This window comes from Mycobacterium sp. NGS66, assembly GCF_059812225.1.
Window position 1 is genome coordinate 629,483 of sequence record NZ_JCALCG010000001.1, and the last position, 16,980, is coordinate 646,462.

Genomic DNA, 16,980 nt, shown 5'->3' on the forward strand with positions numbered 1-16,980 from the left:
GCCGAGGCCTTCTCGGCCGGCACGATCCGGTCACGACCATGACACAGTCGGAAATGCGCGTCGATGTAGCCGTTACCAGCACGGTTACCCTAATTCACGTGTCGCACGACGCCCCGGCCCGCAGCCTGCGGCCCCAGCGCTCGGACGCGCCGCGCAGCAAATACTGGTGGGTGCGCTGGGTGGTCCTGGGCATCGTCGCGATCGTGCTCGCGGTCGAGGTGGCCCTGGGGTGGGACCAGTTGGCCAAGGCGTGGATGAGCTTGTACGAAGCGAACTGGTTGTGGCTGATCGTCGCGGTGCTGGCTGCGGCCGCGTCCATGCACAGCTTCGCGCAGATACAGCGCACCCTGTTGGCGTCCGCCGGGGTGCATGTCAAGCAATGGCGGTCGGAGGCGGCCTTTTACGCGGCCAACTCGCTGAGCACCACGCTGCCGGGCGGGCCGGTGCTCTCGGCGACGTTCCTCTTTCGCCAGCAACGGATTTGGGGTGCGTCGACCGTCGTCGCGTCCTGGCAGCTGGTGATGTCCGGCGTGCTGCAGGCGGTGGGATTGGCCCTGCTCGGGCTGGGCGGCGCCTTCTTCCTGGGAGCGAAAAACAACCCGTTCTCGTTGCTGTTCACGCTGGGCGGCTTTGTCGCGCTGCTGTTGCTGGCGCAGGCGGTGGCGTCGCGGCCGGAGCTGATCGACGGGATCGGCAGCCGGGTGTTGGCCTGGGCCAACTCGGTTCGCGGCAAGCCCGCCGATACCGGCCTGGAGAAGTGGCGCGAGACGCTGATGCAACTGGAGTCGGTCAGCTTGGGCCGACGCGACCTGGCGGTGGCATTCAGTTGGTCGCTGTTCAACTGGGTGGCCGACGTCGCTTGTCTGGCCTGCGCCGCCTACGCGGCCGGCGACCACGCGTCGGTCGCGGGCTTGACGGTGGCCTATGCCGCCGCCCGCGCGGTGGGCACGATACCGCTGATGCCCGGCGGTCTGTTGGTGGTGGAGGCAGTGCTGGTGCCGGGCTTGGTGTCGAGTGGAATGTCGTTGCCCAGCGCCATTTCGGCGATGCTGATCTATCGGCTGATCAGTTGGTTGCTGATTGCCGCCATTGGCTGGGTGGTGTTCTTCTTCATGTTCCGCACCGAGAACGTCGGCGATCCCGACGACGACCCGATCACCGGTCCGCTGCCGGTTGTGCAGCCGGACAGCGAGTCGTTCGGCGACCCGACGAACACCGCGCTACAGGGTCCGGTACCGCCGCCCAAGGCTGTCGAGAACGAGGGCTAGCCAAGCGGTTCGGGTCCGTCGAGCCTGCGCTCACGGCGTTGAACCTGCGCCCAGGGCTAGGGTTTCGCGAATTCGGCCGCCCTGACTGCAGTCTCGCTAAAGGTGGCTACCCGAATTCGGACTGCTATCGATTTCGCAACGGTTCTGCAACTTCTGCACAATCTCACCGTCGTCGCAGCTCAGATACACCAGAACCGGCTTATCGCACAGCACGCTGCGGTAGGCTCGCCTGCACGCGTGCCCGAGAAGTATGGGGAGACCGAAATCCAGCAGTTCATGATGCGCCTAAGCCGCAGCCTGCGCAGATTCCGCTGGTTGGTCTTCTCGGGTTGGTTGCTGGCATTGGTGCCGTCGGTCTATTTGGCGCTGACGGAATCTGGACATCTCACCGGCGGCGGTTTCGAGGTAGCCGGGTCCCAGTCGATCAGGGTCCACGACCAACTCGAACAGCAATACCACGAGCAGGGCGCGTCTTCGCTGGCGCTGGTCGCGGCCCCCCGGGCGGACGCCAGCTACCAGGACATGAACGACGCGGTCGCGTTGCTGCGACAGATCGCCGCCGAGTTTCCGGGCGTAACGGAGGTGCCCAACCCCACGCAACGTGCCCCGCAGCCCGACCGGCCGTATGTGGTGTCGTTGCGCCTGGACTCCCGCAACACCAGCGACGTTGCCAAAAAGCTGCGCGCCCGGGTGGGCGTCAAGGGCGATCAGGCCGGGCAAACACCCACCGGCCGGGTACGGCTGTACGTCATCGGGCAGGGCGCGCTGAGCGCTGCCGCGGCCGCCAACACCAAGCACGACATCGCCGAAGCCGAACGGTGGAACCTGCCGATCATCCTGATCGTGTTGCTGGCGGTGTTCGGTTCGCTGGCTGCCGCGGCAATACCGCTGGCCCTCGGCGTGTGCACGGTCGTGGTCACCATGGGCTTGGTCTACCTGTTGTCGATGCACACCACCATGTCGGTGTTCGTCACCTCGACGGTGTCGATGTTCGGCATCGCTCTCGCCGTGGACTATTCGCTGTTCATTCTGATGCGGTTCCGGGAGGAATTGCGATCCGGCCGGCAGCCGGACGAAGCCATAGACGCCGCGATGGCCACCTCCGGGCTCGCGGTGGTGTTGTCCGGCATGACCGTCGTCGCCTCGCTCACCGGGATCTATCTGATCAACACCCCGGCGCTGAAGTCGATGGCGACCGGAGCCATTCTCGCGGTCGCGGTCGCAATGCTGACGTCTGCCACCCTGACGCCGGCGGTGTTGGCGACGTTCGGGAGGGCAGCCGCCAAGAGGTCGGCGCTACTGCATTGGTCGCGCCGGCCGGAGAGCAGCCAGTCTCGGTTCTGGACCCGTTGGGTGGGCTGGGTGATGCGCCGGCCGTGGATCTCGGCGCTGGCGGCGTCGCTGGTGTTGGTCGTGATGGCCGCACCGGCGTTGTCGATGGTGCTGGGCAACAGCCTGCTGCGCCAGTTCGACTCGTCGCACGAGATCCGTTCGGGGGTGGCTGCGGCGGGCCAAGCCCTCGGACCCGGGGCGCTGGGTCCGGTACAGGTGCTGGTCAGCTACCCCGATCGCACGGCGTCCGCACCCGAACACCGCTCGACGGTCGACGCCGTCCGGCAACGGATGACGGAGGCGCCCAACGTGATCTCCGTGGCGCCGCCGGTATTGGCCGACGACAACGGCAGCGCCCTGCTGTCGGCGGTGTTGTCGGTCGATCCCGAAGACTTGAGGGCCCGGGAAACCGTCGATTGGATGCGAACGCAACTTCCGCAAGTTTCCGGGCTCGATTCGGCTCAGCTGAGCGTCGGCGGCCAGACCGCGTTGATCAAGGATTTCGACGATCGGGTGGCCCAGACCGAGCCGCTGGTGTTGCTCTTCGTCGCGCTGATCGCCTTCCTGATGCTGCTGCTCTCCATCCACTCGGTGTTCTTGGCGCTCAAGGGCGTGCTGATGACGTTGCTGTCGGTGGCCGCGGCCTACGGCAGCCTGGTGATGGTGTTCCAGTGGGGATGGCTGGAGCAGCTCGGGTTCGCGCATATCACGTCGATCGACAGCACCGTGCCGCCGCTGGTGCTGGCGATGACGTTCGGGCTGTCGATGGACTACGAGATCTTCCTGCTGGCCCGAATCCGGGAGCGCTTCCTGTTATCCGGGAACACGCGTGACGCGGTCGCCTACGGGGTGAGCACCAGCGCACGCACGATCACCAGCGCCGCGCTGATCATGATCGCGGTGTTCATCGGTTTCGCGTTTGCCGGCATGCCGCTGGTGGCCGAGATCGGTGTCGCATGTGCGGTGGCGATCGCAGTGGACGCCACCGTGGTGCGCCTGGTCCTGGTTCCCGCCCTGATGGCGATGTTCGCCCAATGGAACTGGTGGATGCCTCGGTGGATGCTGCGGGTGCTGCCGTCGGTCGACTTCGACCGGCCGCTGCCCGAGGTGGACCTTGCAGACGTCGTCGTCATCCCAGAAGACATGTCGGCGTTGGTCGCGCCCAGTTCGGATTTGCGGATGGTGCTCAAATCCGCGGCCAAGCTCAAGCAGCTGGCCCCGGACGCCATCTGCGTGGCCGATCCCCTCGCCTTCAGCGGCTGCGAACGAAACGGCAGTAAGGATCCCCTGGAGGGGGCAGACCAGCCGGGCGAAGACGCCGGGGACACCGGCGGACTGCGGGTGGTCTCGGTGGACACGAAGACCGGCAATAAGTCGGCGGCCCGCAAGCTCGTCGGTGGCCTGGCCTCCCGTAATGGCATCACCTGGACAATCCCCTGGGGCACGCGACGGGTGCATCCGGTCACCTTGTGGCGTGGCCGGCTGTCCGTCGCCATCGACGCCCTCGAAACCGAGTCCGGCGCCGACGAGCGGCCAAAATACCTGCGGCGCAGTCCGGTGGAAACCACGCACGTCCAGTTGCCCACCGGCGACCGGCTTCTGGTACCGACCGGCGCCGAGGCATTGCGCCTCAAGGGCTACCTGATCATGTGCCGTAACAGCCGGCGCGACTACGCCGATCTTGCCGACATGGTGGAAACGATGGAACCCGAGACCGCCGCTGTGGTGCTGGCGGGAATGGACAGGTATTACTGTTGTCAACCACCCGGCTCGTTCTCGAGGCCGCAATGGATGGCCAGCCAGCTGGTTCGTCGGCTCGCGGATCCACGTCCGTCTGACCTAGACGATGATCACACGTCCGAACCAGACGCCGAGTCGGACTGGGAAGAGGTCAGGCAGCGGTGCCTGTCGGTGGCCGTGGCGATGTTGGAGGAGGCGAGGTGACGTTGGCAGCCGACCGACGGCCCGGGCCTTCGTCGGGTCGCCCACAACGACCTGCCGGCGCAGATGTGGACCAGCCGGTGGAACTCTGGCCCACCTCCGCGATCCGCTCGGCGATGCAGGGCGGCGATATCGGCACCTGGAAGCGCATCGCCGCTGCGCTGAAGCGCGACCCCTATGGCCGCACAGCCCGCCAGGTCGAAGAGGTGCTTGACGGCACCAGGCCGTATGGCATCTCCAAGGCGTTGGCGGAGGTGCTGGAACGCGCCCGCATGCACCTGGAGGCCAACGAACGTGGCGAGGTGGCGCGCCATGTGCGCCTGCTCATGGAGCGCTCCGGCTTGGCCGAACCGGAATTTGCGTCCCGTATCGGGGTCCAGCCGCAGGACCTGGCCGCCTACCTCGACGGCAGCATCAGCCCGTCGGCCTCGTTGATGGTGCGGATGCGCCGGTTGTCCGACCGGTTCGTGAAGGTGAAGTCCACCGATACGGACTAGTTCACATCGGCCGCCTGGTCACATCCGTCACGTCAGTACCAAAAAGGCTGGGCATATCGCGATCGAGAATCCGGTATCGCCGGCGATATCGGAATCGGCCGTGGAGCCCGCACTAGCTGATTAACGCGCGCTGATCGGCGTGACGTTCGATACCAGCCAATTGTCGCCGTGCTTGGTCAACGTCACCCGTAGCGCAGGCGCAGCCTGACTGGGCGGTTGACCGGGAGAGTTCTGCGTGACGCGCAGGATGACCGCCACACTGGCCACCGTCGGCCCCATCGCCTCAACCCCCGCTGCCAGGGTGGCCGCCGTAGCGGTGACGTTTCGTTGGGCCAGGTCGACGGTGGACTTGCGGTATTGCTCCTTGAACGGCGCCGCCTGTTCGGGCACCATCATCGCGGCCGCCCGGTCGACGGAGGCCGTCGGATCACTGGGGCTGAATGACGCCTCCGCTTCGGCCATCCCGCTGGCGATCTGGACGACGGTTCGGGAATCCGCCCTGAAGCTGCGGTCCGGAGTCGTCCACTGCAGGTAGCCGGTGATGACGGCCGCCGACAGTGCAGCGGTACACAGGAACACGACGCCCAACCGCAGGCGGGCGGCGTCGTCGTCGGTCCCCATGGTGACCGAGTCCCGGCGCAGCAGCCAGAAGTTGATCGCCATGCCCTCGACGATCAGCAGCAGCAACACCGAGCACGCCGACACCCACCACAGCCGCCAGCCCAGCACCACCCCGATCGCGAGCAACCCGACGATCGCGCCCAGCGGCGCCAGGATGTCGAAGGCCAGCAGCCGCCATCGGTTTCTCATTTGATCGACTCCAGCCGCGAGATCATCAGCTTGCCGTCGACGTTGGACACGTCGAGCCGCAAGCTCCAGTGCACGGTCAGCGGCTTGGCGCCGACGTTCTCGCTCACCGACGTCGCAACCACCATCACCGAGTCGGTTCGGCTGGCGAACGCCGGCAACTTGGTGGTGACGACGGGCCGCGGCTTGCCGGGCTGGGAATCCACGTCACGGTGCACCGTTTCGATCGCCACCGCCTCGATCCGCCCGGCGCTCTGCGACTGCAACTTCTGCACCACTTGCCGGTAGGGCTGCACGGCGGCATCGAAGTCGGCGTTGAGCTCGCCGACCGTGCCGTCATGCAGCCTCTGCAAGCTGGTGTCGAGGTTGCCGGTGTTCATGTTGATCAGCACACCCGTCCAATCAGCGGCCGTCTGCATGACCCGGCTCAGGTAGGTGCGCTCTCGGGTTTCCTCGCGATGTGAGTGCCAAATCAGCACGCCGAGCACCACCGCGGCGACCGACAGCACGCCCAGCAGGGTTGACCCGATGCCGTAACCAGAGAACACCTGGCCGCCCTCGTCATAGTCGTCGTAGTCCTCGGACTCCTCTTCCGCGGATATCTCAGTCTGCTCGGCGTCGGGCATGGCCCGATCGTCGCACCTGAAAAGAGATGGAAGGATGGCGGGGTGACTGTGCAGACCATTCGCTCGGGGATCGACCTGAGCTACGTCGACGCCGACGCCCGGCCGCAAGACGACCTTTTCGGACACGTCAATGGCCGCTGGCTGGCGGAATACGAGATACCCGCGGACCGGGCGACCGACGGCGCGTTTCGCGCCCTGTACGACCGGGCCGAAGAGCAAGTGCGCGACCTGATCATCGATGCCAGCAAGTCCGGCGCCGATCCGGGTACCGACCAGCAACGCATCGGCGACCTCTACGCCAGCTTTCTCGACGAAGACGCCGTCCAGCGCACAGGCCTACAACCGCTGCTCGACGAGTTGGCCATGATCGATACGGCCGCCGACCGCGATGCGCTGGCAGCCGTTCTCGGCACGTTTGAACGCACCGGCATGGGCGGCGGTGTCGCGTTGTATGTGGATACCGATTCCAAGGACTCGACCCGTTACCTCTTGCACCTCACCCAGTCCGGCATCGGATTGCCCGACGAGTCGTACTACCGCGACCCACAACACGCCGAGGTGCTGGCGGCGTACCCGCGCCACATCGCGCGAATGTTCAACCTGGTCTATGGAGGCTCCGAAGCCCACGCCGATGCCGCGGCCCGCATCGTGGCCCTGGAAACCAAACTCGCTGCGGCCCATTGGGACGTGGTCAAGCGTCGCGACGCAGAACTGAGCTACAACCTGCGCACCTTCGCCGAGCTGCAGGCCGAGGCGGTGGGTTTCGATTGGTCCGGCTGGACCAGTGCGCTGGGCGCCAAACCGGATGTGGTCAGCGAACTCGTTGTGCGACAACCGGATTACCTCACGGCATTCGCCGAGCTGTGGGCCAGCGAGGACCTCGAAGACTGGAAACGTTGGGCGCGTTGGCGATTGATCAGCGCACGCGCCGGCTTGTTGACCGACGAAATCGTGGCCGCCGACTTCGACTTCTATGGCCGCCTGCTGACCGGTACCGAGCAGATCCGCGACCGGTGGAAGCGGGCGGTTTCGCTGGTGCAGGGGCTGATGGGCGAGGCCGTCGGAAAGCTTTACGTGCAGCGGCATTTCCCGCCAGGCGCCAAGGAACGGATCGACGCGCTGGTGGACAACCTGCTCGAGGCGTACCGGCTCAGCATCAGCGACCTGGACTGGATGACGCCGGAAACGAGGCAGCGCGCACTGGCCAAGCTGAGCAAGTTCACCCCGAAGGTGGGCTATCCGAAGAAGTGGCGGGACTATTCCAAGCTGGTAATCGATCGCGACGACCTGTACGGCAACTACCTGCGCGGGTCCGCGGTGAACCACGACCGTGAGATGGCCAAGCTTGGCGGACCGGTAGATCGCGACGAGTGGTTCATGACGCCGCAGACCGTCAACGCCTACTACAACCCCGGCATGAACGAAATCGTCTTTCCCGCAGCGATTTTGCAACCGCCGTTCTTCGACCCCGAGGCCGACGACGCAGCCAACTACGGCGGCATAGGCGCAGTGATCGGACACGAGATCGGGCACGGGTTCGACGATCAGGGCGCCAAATACGACGGCGACGGCAACCTGGTGGACTGGTGGACCGACGCCGACCGGACTGAATTCGGCGCCCGCACAAAGGCACTGATCGAGCAGTACGACGCGTACACACCCAGAGCGCTGGGCGGCGATCACCATGTGAACGGTGCGTTCACGGTTGGCGAGAACATCGGCGACCTGGGTGGGCTGTCCATTGCCCTGCTGGCGTATGAGCTTTCGTTGGACGGCGAGCAGCCTCCGGTCATCGACGGGCTCACCGGCGTGCAGCGGGTGTTCTTCGGCTGGGCCCAGGTATGGCGGGCGAAATCGCGTGACGCCGAGGCGGTTCGGCGGTTGGCAACCGATCCGCACTCCCCACCGGAGTTCCGCTGCAACGGCGTCGTTCGCAATCTCGACGCGTTCTACCAGGCTTTCGACGTCGGCGTAGCCGATGCACTGTTCCTGGATCCGCAGCACCGCGTCCGCATCTGGAACTGATAGCAGCGACGTCAGGCGTGCGCCCCAACTCGGCTGACAGCGGCGGGGACGTGCTTATGCCACGGGGTGCCCGCATAGGGGTCTCGCCATTCGGTGGACGTCAGGGCGTTCGGGGCGACGCCCGGGACCACCGTACGCCCATCCTCGCCGGTGTAGTCGAGCCCAAAGCCGTTGGGCAAGGCGGCATGTCCGGCCAGCATCGTCTCGGTGATCTCCACCGTCGCTTCGGCGCTGCCCGCCGCGGTGGTGATCTTCGCCCGGCATCCGTCGACCAGTCCCAGTGCCTGGGCGTCCTCGACGCTGACCCGCAGCGCCCCGTCCGCGTCACGCTTGCGCCATGACGGATCGCGGAAGATGTCGTTGGCGGTGTACGCACGACGCTCACCCACCGACAACACGATCGGAAACTCCGTACTGGTCAATGGCGTAGGCGTTGCGGCCAATGACCTTATTTCGGAAAGCATTTCGGGGATTTCCAGGGCGATCTTGCGATCGGCGTGGCTGATCAGCTCGAAGTCGTCGGCGTAGTTGTGCACGGTGAACGTGACCCCCGACGGACTAGTCAAGATGGCGTCGAACAACGCATTGCCGTCGGCGTGACCCGCGCGGCGCACGGCATCCGGGTACTTCATCGCGGTCTTCTGGGCCAGCCCCCACAGGGCGGCGGCCCCGGCCAGCCCGTCGGGCAGCGTCGGGCCGAGCGTTTCATAGAGCACGTACGGAACCAGTTTAGCCACAGTCGGATTGGCCGCCGCGGCGGAAAGGAATGCTTCGGTGTAGGCCTGGCGGCCCTGCTCTGCGGCCGCGCGCAACGGTCGCAGATCGTCTTCTTCGACTATGCCCAAAGCCCGCACCAGCCGAGCCCAGATCTCCGGCTCCGGCAAGGTGCCCGGCAACGGCTCGAGTAGCGGCCGTCGCAATTGCAATGTGTTGCGCGGGAACTCCAGATTGAAGAAGGTAGCTTCCGCTTTCTCGAATTGAGATGCCGCCGGCAACACGTAGTGTGCGAGCCGGGCGGTTTCGGTCATCGCGACGTCGATGACGACCAGCAGTTCCAGCTGCTCGAACGCCTCCCGGCAGGCGGCGGAATTGGCAAGTGAATGAGCTGGATTGCTACTTTCGACGATCATCGCGCGGAATCGGTCCGGGTGGTCGGTCAAAATCTCCTCAGAAACGACATTGCCCGGTACCAGCCCCGCAATGATCGGTGCGCCCGTCACCGGCGTGCGGCCGGAGAACTGGCCGAAGAGCGGCGCGAAGGACGAATGCAGATGCTGGCCACCCTGTTTCGCGAAGTTGCCGGTGAGGATCCAGAGCATCTTGTTCAGGTACGAGCACAGGGTGCTGTTGGGGGCCTGCTGGACGCCGAGGTCCTCGAACACCGACACGCTGGACGCGGTTCCGATACGCCGCGCAGCCGCACGCAACAATTCCTCGTCCACCCCACACCGCTGCGCATAGTCGGCGACCGGAACTTCGCGCAAGACTGTCCGAACGGCGTCGACACCATGTACGTGCTCGGCGAGAAAGACTTCGTCGCAAAGGTTTTCCTGCACCAGGACGGCGGCCAGCGCCGCCAGGCACCAGGCGTCGGTCCCTGGCCGCACCCGCAGATGAAAATCGGACATCTTCGCGGTGTCGGTGACGACGGGATCGATCACGATCATCGACCGGGCCGGATCTTTGGCGATCTCATTGAGCACCACCCGAGCTCGCGGAAAGCTCTGCGACATCCACGGATTCTTGCCGACGAAGACGGCTACCTCTGCGTGTTCGAACTCGCCCCGCGTGTGACCGCCGTACAGGTGGGCATCGACCCACGCTTCGCCGGTCTTCTCCTGCGCCAGTGCGTTGGACCGATACATCGAGCCCAGGGCCTTCAGGAACGCGCCGCTGTAGGAGCCGCCGAGATGATTGCCCTGCCCGCCGCCGCCGTAATAGAAGATCTTGTCCCCGCCGTAGCTGTCCCGGATCTGCTTGAAGCCCTCGGCGATCTCGAGAATCGCAGTGTCCCAATCGATTTCCTCGTAGGTTCCGTCGGGGCGGCGGCGCAGCGGCGACGTCAGTCGACCGCGGCCGTTCTGGTAGTGGTCCAGCCTCAGCGCTTTGTTGCAGGTGTAGCCTTGCGAGGCCGGATGCGCCTTGTCGCCGCGGATGCGCGCCAGCTTGCGATCTTCGACCTGCACGACGATGCCGCAATTGCATTCGCAGAGAATGCATGCCGTCGGCTGCCAATCGGTGGTAGTCATTGCAGGTTCCTCTCAGGCAGCTCGGCGTGCAACAGGTCGTGCAGTTGACGGTGAACGAGGTCCAATGGCTTCAGGTCGCGATGCACACGGGCGAGCAGTAGCGCACCCTCCAGCGCCGAGATAGCCAGCGCCGCCAGTTCGCCGGCGCGCTGTGCCGATATCCCGTCTGCGATGAAACGCTGCGCGAGCAAGTCCGACCAGCGGTCGAACACCGCGGCCGCACGTTCGACGACTGGTGCCATCCGTTCCCGGTCGGCTTGCTCGCCCGCCTCGACGGAGACCGCGGCGATGGGGCAGCCGGCCCGAAAATCGCTGTCGAGCAGTTGCTGACGGTATTTGTCGACCAAGGTGTCCAAGAGCGCGGCGCCGGTGCCGGCCCCGGCGATGATGGCGGCGACGTACTCGCCGGCGTAGTCGACCGCCTCGCACAGCAGTTGGGTGCGCCCGCCGGGGAAGTAGTGATACGCCGAGCCACGCGGGGCGCCGCTGTGTTCGAGAACGTCCGAGATGGCCGTCGCATGCGCCCCGCGCTCCCTGATCAGCAGCGCCGCAGACACCACCATGCGCTCACGCGGGCTTGCCATATGTATGACGATATACATAACCTCTGGCGTTGACCAGACGCAAAAGCCCCCGATTTCGGCGCGAAACGGGGGCTTCTGCGTCTGCTCGGCGGCGGAGCTAGGTCATCCAGTCGTTGGACCCGTCGTTCCTGGTGTAGGTGCCGACGGAGTTTTTCACGATGATGGGATCACCGGGACCGAAGTTGTTGAAGAACCACTTGGCGTTGGCGGGGCTCAGGTTGATACAGCCGTGGCTGACGTCGCGCTTACCCTGGTCGTCCACCGACCACGGCGCGCTGTGCACGAAGTTGCCGCTGTTGTCGAACCGGACCGCGTCGGTCACCGTCACCCGGTAGCCGTTCGGGGAGCTGGACGGAACCCCGTAGGTCGACGAATCCATCACCACCGACGCCATCTTCTCTTGGACGTAGTAGGTGCCGTTCGCGGTCTGATGCCCGCCGGCGGCCATACCCATCGACATCGGAAAGGTCTGCACCACGGTCCCGTTACGGGTGACGGTCAGCTGGTGCGTGGCGTCGTCGGCGGTCGCGACCAGCGTGTCCCCAGTCTGGAAGCTGGACACCGTACCGCCCGCGTCGACGGTGACCGCGGTGTGAGCCGGCCAGAAGCTCAACGGGCGCCAGCGCAGCTGGGTCGGGGTCTGCCAGTAGAACTTGCCCTCCACCGGCGGAGTCGACGTGACGTGCACCGCGCTTTCCGCGGCGCCCGCGTCTTCCACCCGCCCGGGGAGATCGATGATGATCGGCTGGGCCACACCCACCGTCGCGCCGTTGGCGGGGGTGATCTTCGGCGGGCCAAACGGCGCCGTGCCGGTGAACGGAGCCGCTGGCGGCGGGGCGTCCGCGGGCGGCACGACCGGTCCGGGATCACCGGGCGCCGGATCGGGATCCGCCAGTGCGGAACCTGCACCCAACACCAGCACCCAGCCGGATACCGCAGCTACTCCGACTGCCTTCAGCGCGCCGGAGACACTTCTCCGCGTCCAGCCCGACATATATGCATCCCTTCCGGTCGTCCTCGATCGCTATAACTGCCAGTCGTTGGAGCCATCGTTCTTCGGGGTGCCGACGGAGTTCTTGACGATGATCGGATCACCGCTGCCGAAATTGTCGAAGAACCATTTCGCATTGGTGGGGCTCAGGTTGATGCAGCCGTGGCTGACGTCGCGCTTACCCTGGTCGCCCACCGACCACGGCGCACTGTGCACGAAGTTGCCGCTGTTGTCGAAGCGGACGGCGTCGGCGACCGTCACTTTGTAGCCGTTGGGTGAGTCGACCGGGACCCCGTACGTCGACGAGTCCATGACCACCGACGGCATCTTCTCGAGCACGTAGTAGGTGCCGTTCGCGGTCTGGTGGCCGCCGGCGGCCATGCCCATCGACATCGGGAAGGTCTGCACCACCGTGCCATTGCGGGTGATCGTCATCTGATGGGTGGCGTCGTCGGCGGTCGCGATCAGCGAGTCACCGGTGGTGAAGCTCGACACCGTGCCGGCCGCATCGACGGTCACCGTCGTATGCGGCGGCCAGAAGCTCAATGGGCGCCAGCGCACCTGACTAGGGGTCAACCAGTAGAACTTGCCCGGCACCGGCGGCACCGACGAGACATGGATCGCGCTCTCAGCCATCGGCCGGTCGGCGATGGGCACGGCGAAGTTGATGATGATCGGCTTGCCCACGCCGACCATCGCCCCGTTGACGGGGTTGAAGGTGGGCGGACGGAAGGGGGGCTGACCGGTGAACGGCGTCGGATTCTGTCCGGCGACCGGGCCTGTCTCGGCCACCGGCTGTGTCCCCGGCCCGCCGGGCGGCGGCGGCACAACCCCTTCGCCAGGCACCGCGGGCGGCGGCGCCAGCCCCGGCAGGGCTGGTGGCGCGCCGGGGTCGGCAGGTGCGGCGACCGGCCCTGGGCCGGGGGGATCGGGGTCCGGATCTGCCGACGCGGCGCCCGGGCTGAGCACCAACACCACCACGCTCAGAGCGGCGAGGAGGCCTCCCCTCGTCCAGCGCGACATACACATCCCTCCCGTCTCGTTTGGCCCAGTGTGGCATAGCGGGGCCACCAGCCACCTAATTCAGCGGCCGGCGAACCGTCGACCAGCAAGCCGCCTAACGCGGCTGACCTGCTACGTTGACCGGTCCTGTGAAGTTGACGGGGCCGAGGCAGGCGGATGGTCCAGCAGCTGCCGGTTGGCGGCCATGCCGACCAAGGCGATACCCATCAGGCCAGCAGATGCGCTCAGCATCACCGCCACGCTGCCCTCGTACAACAGACCGGCGACCCCGGCCAGTGAGCCGGCCGCGATGCCCACCTGGAAAGCCGTCACGTAGACGCCGGAGGCCCCATCAGGATCGTCGGCGCCGCTGCGCATCGCCGCGGATTGCAGTATCGGCGAAACGCCGGTCGCCATTGCGCCCCACAACACGATCGCAACGCTGCCGATCAGAGCGGTCACCATGGTGCGGGTGCCGCCGAAGGCCAGCGCGGTCAGCACCACGAACGCCGCCGTGAGAGCGCCCATGCACACCACCACCGCCCCTTGGGGTCGCTGGTCCAGCGGTCGCGCCACCAGGGGTACGGCCACCACGCCCGCGATCCCGTACGCAGCCAGCAACCAGACCAGGTTCGGCACGCCGACCCCGACAACATCGCGGATGATCACCACGATGAACGAATAGGAGACGAAGTGCGCGGTGACGGCGACCATGGTGAGCAGGCTGACCACGATCAACCCGCGATTACGGTGATGCCGTGATCGCGGGCCCACATGCGCGAGCTGGTCTTCGGTGAGCACCATCGGCGGCAGCACCAATGCGGCGGCAATCGTGACGACGGCGGCTGCAACCGTCACGCATACCACCGCCAGCCGCCAGCCCCACATTCCGCTCATGGCCGCCACCAGCGGGCTGCCAACCGCCAGCGCCAGGCTGGTTCCGGCGTAGATCGACGTCGTCGCACGCCCGCCGTGGGTGCGCGGGACCAGCCGCGTCGCGATCGGCGCGATAACCGACCACAGCAGGCCGTGGGTGACCGCACAGAGCACCCGTCCCGCGGCCAGTACCGCGAAGTTGGGCCCGAGTGCGGTCACCAGTTGCGAGATGGTCAGGCAGGTAAGGCTGAGCAGGAACGCCCGCCGTCGCGGCCAGTGCGCTGTCCACCGCACCAGCGGAACCGTCGTCAGGGCCGCCACCAGCGCATACAAGGCCAGTAGTAAACCGGCCTCGACGGGGCTGGCCTTCGGGTCCGCCAATGCACCCACCGGCAGAAGTTCGGCGGTGACGTAGATGAAGGCCGCGGCCGCCAGTACGGACAGTTGCACCGCGATCCGTGGTGTCCACGTTCGCGCGGGTGCGGGGGCGGTTCCGGTTTCTACCATGGTCAGGCGTCTCAAGGGTGCGAGATCGCTCGGGCAGCTTTTTGGTACCCGGCGCGATCACGCTGACCCATACCGTACGCACTGCGAGGACGGGTTTTAACCTCCTGGGTGATTCAACACGCCCGCGTGATTACGAACGAACGAGCCGGGCGATGGCCGCGGAAGCTTCGGCAAGCTTGTTATCAGCGTCGCTGCCGCCTTCGGCTACCGCACGGGTCACGCAGTGGTTCAGGTGCTCGTCGAGCAGGTTGAGGGCGACCGATCGCAGCGCGCTGTTCACGGCGCTGATCTGGGTCAGGACGTCGATGCAGTACTTGTCGTCCTCGATCATCCGCGCGATGCCGCGAACTTGACCCTCGATCCGCCGCAGCCGTTTGGCGTAGTCGTCCTTCTGCTGCGAATACCCGTGTGCCGTTGATGCAGGAGTCACGCGCTCACTATACCCTAGCGGGGTATAACCCCAGGATTTTGCGCTGGTTACACACCGCATACTTGGACGATGACCCCTGACATCAAGCCCCGCAGTCGTGACGTCACCGACGGCCTGGAGAAGGCCGCCGCTCGTGGCATGCTGCGGGCGGTAGGCATGGGCGACGAAGACTTCGCCAAGCCCCAAATCGGGGTCGCGTCGTCGTGGAACGAGATCACCCCGTGCAATCTCTCCCTGGACCGGCTGGCCAAGGCGGTCAAGGAAGGGGTGTTCGCCGCCGGCGGTTACCCGCTGGAGTTCGGGACGATCTCGGTTTCCGACGGGATCTCCATGGGCCACGAGGGCATGCACTTTTCGCTGGTGTCCCGCGAGGTGATCGCCGACAGCGTCGAAACAGTGATGCAAGCCGAGCGGCTCGACGGCTCGGTGCTGTTGGCCGGCTGCGACAAGTCCCTGCCCGGCATGCTGATGGCCGCCGCGCGGCTGGACCTGGCCGCCGTGTTCCTCTACGCCGGCTCGATTCTGCCCGGCGTGGCCAAGCTGTCCGACGGCAGCGAGCGTGAGGTCACCATCATCGACGCGTTCGAGGCGGTCGGCGCGTGCGCGCGCGGGCTGATGCCCCGCGAGGACGTCGATGCCATCGAGCGCGCCATCTGCCCCGGCGAGGGCGCGTGCGGCGGCATGTACACCGCCAACACCATGGCCAGCGCCGCCGAGGCGCTGGGCATGTCGTTGCCGGGCAGCGCCGCGCCGCCGGCCACCGACCGCCGCCGTGACGGGTTTGCCCGCCGCAGCGGTCAGGCCGTCATCGAATTGCTGCGCCGCGGCATCACGGCCCGCGACATCCTCACCCGCGAGGCATTCGAGAACGCGATCGCGGTGGTGATGGCGTTCGGCGGCTCCACCAACGCGGTACTGCACCTGCTGGCGATCGCCCAGGAATCCGGTGTGCCGCTGTCGCTCGACGACTTCAGCAGGATCGGGTCGAAGGTGCCGCATCTGGCCAACGTCAAGCCGTTCGGTCAGCACGTGATGGTCGACGTCGACCATATCGGCGGTGTCCCGGTGGTAATGAAGACCCTGCTTGACGCGGGCCTTTTGCACGGCGATTGCCTGACGGTGACCGGCAAGACGGTCGCCGAGAACTTGGCCGACATCGCCCCGCCCGACCCGGACGGCAAGGTGCTGCGCGCGCTGAACAACCCGCTGCACCCGACCGGGGGCATCACCATCCTGCGCGGATCCCTGGCTCCCGAAGGCGCGGTGGTCAAGTCGGCCGGTTTCGACTCCGATGTATTCGAAGGCACCGCAAGGGTTTTCGACGGCGAACGGGCCGCACTCGACGCGTTGGAGGACGGCACCATCACTGCCGGTGACGCCGTGGTGATCCGCTACGAGGGTCCTAAGGGCGGCCCCGGGATGCGCGAGATGCTGGCCATCACCGGCGCCATCAAGGGCGCCGGGCTGGGCAAGGACGTGCTGCTGCTGACCGACGGCAGGTTCTCCGGCGGGACGACCGGCCTGTGCGTGGGCCACATCGCGCCCGAAGCCGTCGACGCCGGGCCCATCGCCTTCCTGCGCAACGGCGATCGGGTCCGTCTCGACGTCGCCAACCAGACGCTCGACGTGCTCACCGATCCGGCTGAATTCTCCTCTCGGCAAAAGGATTTCAATCCGCCGCCGCCCCGCTACACCACCGGCGTGCTGGCCAAGTACGTCAAGCTGGTCGGCTCCGCCGCGATCGGCGCGGTCTGCGGCTAGTGAACGTCGGCGCGAGCGTGCATGTTTGTACACGACACGCCGAGAAGCATTGGCATTCTGTGCACCCTCGCCGCGAGGAGTCTC

The 16,980-nt window shown here is 66.3% G+C and carries 13 protein-coding genes; 5 read left to right on the plus strand and 8 right to left on the minus strand.

Annotated features, from left to right (window positions below):
• The first annotated feature begins 98 nt into the window (after nt 1-98).
• The 3 genes from AC5Y2L_RS03060 (at nt 99) to AC5Y2L_RS03070 (ending at nt 5,038) form a co-directional block, all read left to right on the plus strand.
• The gene (locus tag AC5Y2L_RS03060; protein ID WP_499934370.1) at nt 99-1,268 is read left to right on the plus strand and encodes a lysylphosphatidylglycerol synthase transmembrane domain-containing protein; all 1,170 of its coding nucleotides are present in this window, start codon (nt 99-101) and stop codon (nt 1,266-1,268) included.
• Between the two features lie 276 nt (nt 1,269-1,544).
• On the plus strand, nt 1,545-4,544 hold the full coding sequence (locus AC5Y2L_RS03065; protein WP_499934638.1) for an MMPL family transporter: 3,000 nt from the start codon (nt 1,545-1,547) through the stop codon (nt 4,542-4,544).
• A complete protein-coding gene (locus AC5Y2L_RS03070; protein WP_499934368.1) occupies nt 4,541-5,038 on the plus strand; it encodes an XRE family transcriptional regulator in 498 nt (165 codons plus the stop codon). The genes AC5Y2L_RS03065 and AC5Y2L_RS03070 overlap by 4 nt, the downstream gene beginning before the upstream one ends.
• Before the next feature lie 120 nt (nt 5,039-5,158).
• Here AC5Y2L_RS03070 and AC5Y2L_RS03075 read toward each other — a convergent pair whose 3' ends face one another.
• Nucleotides 5,159-5,848: a hypothetical protein gene (locus tag AC5Y2L_RS03075; RefSeq protein WP_499934367.1), complete on the minus strand. Its 690-nt coding sequence runs from the start codon at nt 5,846-5,848 to the stop codon at nt 5,159-5,161.
• Complete coding sequence (locus tag AC5Y2L_RS03080; protein ID WP_499934366.1) at nt 5,845-6,471, minus strand: hypothetical protein; 627 nt, start codon at nt 6,469-6,471, stop codon at nt 5,845-5,847. The genes AC5Y2L_RS03075 and AC5Y2L_RS03080 overlap by 4 nt, the downstream gene beginning before the upstream one ends.
• Nucleotides 6,472-6,513: 42 nt before the next feature.
• Between AC5Y2L_RS03080 and AC5Y2L_RS03085 the strand changes: the two genes are divergently transcribed.
• Nucleotides 6,514-8,496, plus strand: coding sequence for a M13 family metallopeptidase (locus tag AC5Y2L_RS03085; protein ID WP_499934364.1), 1,983 nt, complete (start codon nt 6,514-6,516; stop codon nt 8,494-8,496).
• Nucleotides 8,497-8,507: 11 nt separating this feature from the next.
• On the opposite strand, the gene AC5Y2L_RS03090 is transcribed toward AC5Y2L_RS03085, so the two are convergent.
• The 6 genes from AC5Y2L_RS03090 to ricR form a co-directional block, all read right to left on the minus strand.
• Nucleotides 8,508-10,745, minus strand: a complete 2,238-nt coding sequence (locus tag AC5Y2L_RS03090; RefSeq protein ID WP_499934363.1) for a molybdopterin oxidoreductase family protein — start codon at nt 10,743-10,745, stop codon at nt 8,508-8,510.
• The gene (locus AC5Y2L_RS03095; RefSeq protein WP_499934362.1) at nt 10,742-11,329 is read right to left on the minus strand and encodes an LmrA/YxaF family transcription factor; all 588 of its coding nucleotides are present in this window, start codon (nt 11,327-11,329) and stop codon (nt 10,742-10,744) included. Before AC5Y2L_RS03095 ends, AC5Y2L_RS03090 begins: the two co-directional genes overlap by 4 nt.
• Before the next feature lie 97 nt (nt 11,330-11,426).
• On the minus strand, nt 11,427-12,323 hold the full coding sequence (locus tag AC5Y2L_RS03100; protein ID WP_499934361.1) for a L,D-transpeptidase: 897 nt from the start codon (nt 12,321-12,323) through the stop codon (nt 11,427-11,429).
• A 30-nt stretch (nt 12,324-12,353) separates the two neighbouring features.
• On the minus strand, nt 12,354-13,343 hold the full coding sequence (locus tag AC5Y2L_RS03105; RefSeq protein ID WP_499934359.1) for a L,D-transpeptidase: 990 nt from the start codon (nt 13,341-13,343) through the stop codon (nt 12,354-12,356).
• 111 nt (nt 13,344-13,454) lie between these two features.
• Complete coding sequence (locus tag AC5Y2L_RS03110) at nt 13,455-14,705, minus strand: MFS transporter (RefSeq protein ID WP_499934357.1); 1,251 nt, start codon at nt 14,703-14,705, stop codon at nt 13,455-13,457.
• Between the two features lie 130 nt (nt 14,706-14,835).
• Entirely contained in the window at nt 14,836-15,135 is a 300-nt protein-coding gene (gene ricR / locus AC5Y2L_RS03115) for a copper-sensing transcriptional repressor RicR (protein ID WP_499934356.1), read from the minus strand.
• Nucleotides 15,136-15,204: 69 nt separating this feature from the next.
• Between ricR and ilvD the strand changes: the two genes are divergently transcribed.
• The gene (gene ilvD / locus AC5Y2L_RS03120) at nt 15,205-16,896 is read left to right on the plus strand and encodes a dihydroxy-acid dehydratase (protein ID WP_499934354.1); all 1,692 of its coding nucleotides are present in this window, start codon (nt 15,205-15,207) and stop codon (nt 16,894-16,896) included.
• Nucleotides 16,897-16,980 lie beyond the last annotated feature (84 nt).

Excerpts from the sequence above, each read along its gene's own strand:
- AC5Y2L_RS03065 (WP_499934638.1), top strand. The coding sequence starts at position 1,545 with ATGATGCGCCTAAGCCGCAGCCTGCGCAGATTCCGCTGGTTGGTCTTC.
- AC5Y2L_RS03075 (WP_499934367.1), bottom strand. The coding sequence starts at position 5,848 with ATGAGAAACCGATGGCGGCTGCTGGCCTTCGACATCCTGGCGCCGCTG.
- AC5Y2L_RS03080 (WP_499934366.1), bottom strand. The coding sequence starts at position 6,471 with ATGCCCGACGCCGAGCAGACTGAGATATCCGCGGAAGAGGAGTCCGAG.
- AC5Y2L_RS03090 (WP_499934363.1), bottom strand. The coding sequence starts at position 10,745 with ATGACTACCACCGATTGGCAGCCGACGGCATGCATTCTCTGCGAATGC.
- AC5Y2L_RS03095 (WP_499934362.1), bottom strand. The coding sequence starts at position 11,329 with ATGGCAAGCCCGCGTGAGCGCATGGTGGTGTCTGCGGCGCTGCTGATC.
- AC5Y2L_RS03100 (WP_499934361.1), bottom strand. The coding sequence starts at position 12,323 with ATGTCGGGCTGGACGCGGAGAAGTGTCTCCGGCGCGCTGAAGGCAGTC.
- AC5Y2L_RS03105 (WP_499934359.1), bottom strand. The coding sequence starts at position 13,343 with ATGTCGCGCTGGACGAGGGGAGGCCTCCTCGCCGCTCTGAGCGTGGTG.
- AC5Y2L_RS03110 (WP_499934357.1), bottom strand. The coding sequence starts at position 14,705 with ATGGTAGAAACCGGAACCGCCCCCGCACCCGCGCGAACGTGGACACCA.
- ilvD (WP_499934354.1), top strand. The coding sequence starts at position 15,205 with ATGACCCCTGACATCAAGCCCCGCAGTCGTGACGTCACCGACGGCCTG.